1 pseudogene is annotated in these 565 nt (G+C 65.1%); it reads left to right on the forward strand.

Annotation, left to right across the window (positions count from 1 at the left end):
- Positions 1-382 (forward strand): annotated as a pseudogene (locus EN991_RS39030) (efflux RND transporter periplasmic adaptor subunit); the annotation flags it as partial.
- Positions 383-565: the final 183 nt, after the last annotated feature.

Raw genomic sequence — 565 nt, forward strand, 5'->3', positions numbered from 1 at the left:
TCCGCAATCACCCACCTTTGCCGTCCGCGTCAGCCTGCCCAACGATCCGCGTGTGCTGCTCGGCATGACCGCCAGCATCGAAGCCACGGCGGCCAATGAGCGGCAGCTGGTCTCGATCCCCCTGAGCGCACTGGCCGAGCAAGGCACCCAATCGATCGTCTGGACCGTCGATCGTGGCGCCGACACCGTTCATGCTCGTCCGATCAAGGTTGCCGAGTTCGCCGCCGATGGCGTGCGTGTCGCGGAGGGTTTGAAACCCGGCGATGTCGTGGTCGCCGCCGGCACGCAATTCATGACCGAGAACCTCAAGGTGAAGCTCGCCGGTGATACGGCGCTGCAATCGGCATCCGCGGCGGACGGCGACGCCAAGCAGGTGCGCTGACGACAGACAACCGGCTGCGCGTTCCCGCAGTCGCTGGTTTCCGGGCGGCAGGCGCCCGACCGAGACGCTCGATTGATGTAACCCCCACATCGATTTCGCGTCCCACCGCGATGAGTGCTTCTCCGCTGGGAGAGCCTTGCCGCCCGGAAGCCACTACGAACCCTCGATTTTGTTGCGCTAGAT

This window comes from Mesorhizobium sp. M7A.F.Ca.US.005.03.2.1, from assembly GCF_003997795.1.
In the GTDB taxonomy this organism is placed as follows: Bacteria; Pseudomonadota; Alphaproteobacteria; order Rhizobiales; family Rhizobiaceae; genus Mesorhizobium; species Mesorhizobium ciceri.